The sequence below is a fragment of the Vibrio sp. V42_P2S4T144 genome, from assembly GCF_009904715.1.
GTDB classification, from domain to species: domain Bacteria; phylum Pseudomonadota; class Gammaproteobacteria; order Enterobacterales; family Vibrionaceae; genus Vibrio; species Vibrio alginolyticus.
Genome location: NZ_WXWS01000284.1, coordinates 1 through 4,605, shown reverse-complemented (window position 1 = coordinate 4,605; position 4,605 = coordinate 1). Strand labels below are relative to the sequence as shown.

Annotated in this window: 4 protein-coding genes; 1 reads left to right on the top strand and 3 read right to left on the bottom strand. The window is 45.3% G+C overall.

From position 1 onward, the window contains the following. Window positions 1-86 precede the first annotated feature (86 nt). Window positions 87-1,793 (top strand): D-lactate dehydrogenase, encoded by a 1,707-nt coding sequence (dld, locus tag CAG68_RS09630; RefSeq protein WP_086047351.1) that lies wholly within the window; start codon window positions 87-89, stop codon window positions 1,791-1,793. Between the two features lie 140 nt (window positions 1,794-1,933). On the opposite strand, the gene CAG68_RS09625 is transcribed toward dld, so the two are convergent. From CAG68_RS09625 to alr, 3 genes are all read right to left on the bottom strand, one after another. Beyond that, window positions 1,934-2,242: an AzlD family protein gene (locus CAG68_RS09625; RefSeq protein ID WP_086047352.1), complete on the bottom strand. Its 309-nt coding sequence runs from the start codon at window positions 2,240-2,242 to the stop codon at window positions 1,934-1,936. Then, window positions 2,239-2,970, bottom strand: coding sequence for an AzlC family ABC transporter permease (locus CAG68_RS09620; RefSeq protein WP_017820197.1), 732 nt, complete (start codon window positions 2,968-2,970; stop codon window positions 2,239-2,241). Before CAG68_RS09620 ends, CAG68_RS09625 begins: the two co-directional genes overlap by 4 nt. 311 nt (window positions 2,971-3,281) lie before the next feature. After that, complete coding sequence (gene alr / locus CAG68_RS09615) at window positions 3,282-4,511, bottom strand: alanine racemase (RefSeq protein WP_086047354.1); 1,230 nt, start codon at window positions 4,509-4,511, stop codon at window positions 3,282-3,284. Window positions 4,512-4,605: the final 94 nt, after the last annotated feature.

The following is a 4,605-nucleotide window of genomic DNA, read 5'->3' as shown; positions in this document are numbered from 1 at the left end:
GGAAATGGACTGCTTATAGTGGCTCAAACGCCATGCCTGCCGCTAAGCGGTGTTGTGAGCTAAGTACAATAACTAGAGATACGGATATGAAACAAAAGCAGCTGATTGAAGAATTTAAAGCCATCGTTGGGGAAGAAAATGTTCTAACCGACGAGGTTAAAACGAAATATTACCGCTCGGGGTTTCGTTCGGGTAGTGGTAATGCGCTTGCTATCGTGTTTCCTAACACTCTTCTAGAACAATGGAAGATTATTAAACAGTGTGTTGAAGCAAACTGCATCATTATCATGCAGGCGGCTAAAACAGGTTTAACAGAGGGCTCGGCTCCGAGTGGTAATGATTATGATCGCGATGTGGTTGTGATCAATATTACCAAAATCAAGAAGATTCACTTATTAGATGGCGGTAAGCAGGCGGTTTGCTTGCCTGGTGCGAGCTTACACTCTTTGGAGAAAGAGTTGAAGGCAGTGAACCGAGCACCGCATTCTATCATCGGCTCTTCATCGCTAGGTGCCACTGTGGTCGGTGGTATCGCTAATAACTCAGGCGGTGCGCTAGTTAAGCGTGGTCCTGCTTATACGGAACTGGCGATCTACGCGCAGGTCGATAAGCAAGGCCAGTTACATTTGGTGAACCACCTTGGTATTGAAGGATTAGGTGAAACGCCAGAAGAAATTCTTACAAACCTGCAAGAAGGGAACTTTGACCCAGCGAAGATCATTCATGATGAGCGAATGGCATCAGACAAAGAATACGATGAACGTGTTCGAGACGTGACTTCTGACATTCCTTCTCGCTTTAATGCCGATGAACGCCGATTATTTGAAGCCAGTGGCTGTGCTGGCAAGTTGGGTGTTTTTGCCGTTCGGGTTGACAGCTACCCAGTACCCGAAAAAGAGCAGGTTTTTTACCTTGGCACCAATGACCCTGCGAAACTAACGAAGTTGCGAAAAGACTTCTTATCTACGTTTGATGACTTGCCTGAGATGGGAGAATACTTGCATCGAGATATCTTCAACATGGCAGAGAAGTACGGCAAGGATGTGTTCTTATCCATCGACTTGTTAGGCACAGATAAGCTGCCAAAAATGTTCGCACTTAAAGCTAAGGTAGAAAACTTCTTAGAGCGCATCCCGTTTGTCAGTAAATATCTGCCAGACACCATTTTGTACTACGCGAGCAAGTTGTTCCCACAACATTTACCAGAGCGAATGCTGGATTTCCGTGACAAGTATGAGCATCACCTGGTATTGAAAATGAGTGATGGTGGTATTGCTGAAGCACAAAAATACCTCAAAGAAGTTTGGGCTGTTGAAGACGACTGTGATTTCTTCGAGTGTACGCCGGAAGAAGGTAAAAAAGCTTATTTACATCGCTTTGCAGCCGCTGGTGCAGCAATTCGGTACGAGACGATTCATCGAAAAGACGTAGAAGACATCGTTGCACTTGATATCGCATTGCGACGCAATGATGAAGAGTGGCTAGAAACTTTGCCTGAAGAGGTGAGTAAGAACCTTGTTCAAGCGCTCTATTATGGTCACTTTATGTGTTACGTCTTCCATCAAGATTACATTTTCAAAAAAGGGACTGACACGAAGTTGATGAAAAAGCTGATGCTAGAGCACCTCAATAGCCGTGGTGCCAAATACCCAGCAGAACATAATGTGGGTCACTTGTATGAAGCCGAAAACTCGTTGCAGAAGTTTTACCACGAATTAGACCCAACCAATACCTTTAACCCTGGTATTGGTAAAATGGACAAATATAAGCGCAATTGTAACTGCTGTGCGTAATGTGCTGTCTCACTATGATTAATAATCGTTGTTCATCGTTCAAATGATGAGCATAAGATAAGCCCTGATGACACTTGTGACATCAGGGCTTTGTGTTTTGGGTCTTTTATTGATGACTGGTATCGGCGTTGAAACAGCGACTAAAGAGCACGTACCGCGGCGGCGGCGATGATGCCTGCTGCAATTGCTGGTAGAGGCTTTTTCACGATGAACATGACAACAGCAGTAGAAAACAGTGCTGCTCTAGCACCATTATCACCCTCTACTGCTAGCGGAGCTAAAAGGGCAACCAGTACGGAGCCTGACATCGCAGTAATGAAACGTTGAACCCGTTCGCTAATTGGAATGAATGACATAACATACACTCCGCCCCAGCGGGTTATGAGCGTGACTAACGCCATAGCGATGATGATAACCAGTGTGCCACCTATGGTTGTTTCGATGTTCATGCTTTCTTCTCCTTCCAACAAGCACCCAATACTCCGCCAGTAATGGCGCCAACCACTACGTGGCTATTCTCTGGCAAATACCAATACGCCAACATAGAAGAGGCTGCTGCTATGGCCCAAATTGCAAAGATTCTTAAGTCTTTCGGCCCAGCCACCACCATAGACAGCAGGAAGCATCCCATAACCATATCGAGCCCGAGGCCCACCGGATCTTTGATTGCGCTACCAAAATAAATGCCGATCCAGGTGCCCACAATCCAAAAAGACCACATCGCTAAGCCGCCACCAACAAGCAAGCCAAAGCCTGGTTCTTTTCTACCAAATGCATTGAGTGCCATTGCCCAGTTGGCGTCTGATGCAACCAGCATTACACCGTAACGTTTTGTTGGTGGGAGTTGTCGTAACCATGGATAAAGTGTGGCTCCCATCAAGAGGTGACGAGCATTAATAGCAAATACAGTAATAAGAACTGGAATGAGAGGGACTTCTGCTCCCCACATTTCTAACGTGGCAAATTGTGAAGCACCGGCGAAGACCAGTGTGCTCATCAACATAGTGGGAAATACATCTAGTCCAGTCTGTACGGCAGCAACACCGAAAGCGAGGCCAAATATGACCACGAACATAGAGAGAGGTAAAAGTTGGGTGAAGCCGTTCCAGACGTCAAGCCGATTAAATTCGTGCAACTCAGTGGAGGAGCGTTGAAGATGTTGAGTATTTTCTGTCATAGAGATACCTAGCTAGCAGGCAAAGGGGCAGTGCCATACGAGTGTGTTTGTTATTCTTTTGTAAACTTCATGTTTAACATCAATTAGAGGGGCTTTCAAACACTAAGTGCTATATAAAAATGAGCCATCCAAGCGGCTTTAAGAAACAGAGTGTAGAGAGTCGCACTTGGTAGTGCTAAAGAAGAGTAAAACAACAGAAATAGTAAGCTCTGTTTAATTGATAGAATCACGAGCTAGTACAAATTAGTAGATAAGAAAGAAAGCGAGCACCAGGCTCGCTTTTTCGCTCTGTTACGAATAACTTAGTAGGTTTATTTTACGTAGACACGAGGGTTCGCGCTTCCCCAAACCGTATATAGTTCAGGGAAGATGACTTCTGCGTGTTTTTCCATCTCAGCAGCTGAAATCGTTTTGCCTTGTTGGGAGCCAAACAAAACAACTTCAGAACCAGGCTCAACATCTTTGATACCTGTAACATCTACCATTGTGGTGTTCATTGAAGCAACGCCCGCAACTTTTGCACGTTGGCCATTGATCAGAACTTCTGCTGTATTCCCCATTTTTCGTGGATAGCCATCAGAGTAACCAACAGGAATGTTCGCCATTAAGCTTTCTTTGCTTGTTGTGTAGCTGCTGTCGTAACCGACTGTGCTATTTTTTGGCAGGTGGTGAACGGATGCCACGCGTGTTTTGAAAGACACGATAGAAGGGTACTCAGGGTTAGTTGGTAAGTCTCCGTATAAAACGCCACCAGGACGAACCATATCAAGCTGGGCCTCAGGAACATTAAGCGCGGTGTAAGAGTTTGCTACGTGCAGTAAAATGTTGTCGCGTTTTAGATTCGCTTCTTTAATCAGCCATGCAGAACTGTCTTTGAATGAAGCTAACTTTTGGCGCACGTCGTCTGCATTGTAGTTAGGGAAATGAGTCATGATACCAACAATATTAACGCCAGCTTGTTGAGCGATTTCTAGCGCTTCTTTCTTGCCCGCTTCTGTCGTCATATCAACACCATTACGTCCCATACCACCGTCGTTAAGAGCAAGGTGAACTTTGAGTTCTTTACCAGCTTTCTCGGCTAGTTTAGACAGTGCTTTAGCTTGCTCTGCTGTGCCTATCAACTCTTCGACATTTAGGTCGATTGCGGCTTCAATCTCGCCAATATCCGCTGAGCGTACACGCATGAGTTGGCCTTTAAAGCCACTGTCGCGAACAGTTTGTGCTTCGGCGTTACTTGCAACGGCAACGCAAGGAATTTGTTGTTCGATAATAGTCGGCATCAGGCCTGCGATACCATTACCGTATGCGTCGGCTTTCATCACGGCGCAGATTTTCGTTTTGCCATCCATGTGCGATTTAAACTGCTCAATATTATCGCGGAACTGACCTAAGTTTATTTCTAGCCAAGCGTTAGCACTTTGAACTTGCTCTGCTTTTGCTGCTGTATTGCTAATTTGCAGAGGAGCAGCAGTAGCTTGCATTACAGGAACCGCGATTGCAGCAGCGATAGTCAGTGATAGTAAGGTTTTATTTAAGCGCATAAAGTCTCCGTACGCGTTTTTTGTATTGGTTATGTTATTGAGTACTTGGGGAAAGTACCTGACGAAGTAAAACGCTCCAAGTGGTGCTTTGGAG

What these genes read in the sequence shown, in the direction of transcription:
- CAG68_RS09625 (WP_086047352.1), bottom strand. Translation starts at nt 2,242, where the DNA reads ATGAACATCGAAACAACCATAGGTGGCACACTGGTTATCATCATCGCT.
- dld (WP_086047351.1), top strand. Translation starts at nt 87, where the DNA reads ATGAAACAAAAGCAGCTGATTGAAGAATTTAAAGCCATCGTTGGGGAA.
- CAG68_RS09620 (WP_017820197.1), bottom strand. Translation starts at nt 2,970, where the DNA reads ATGACAGAAAATACTCAACATCTTCAACGCTCCTCCACTGAGTTGCAC.
- alr (WP_086047354.1), bottom strand. Translation starts at nt 4,511, where the DNA reads ATGCGCTTAAATAAAACCTTACTATCACTGACTATCGCTGCTGCAATC.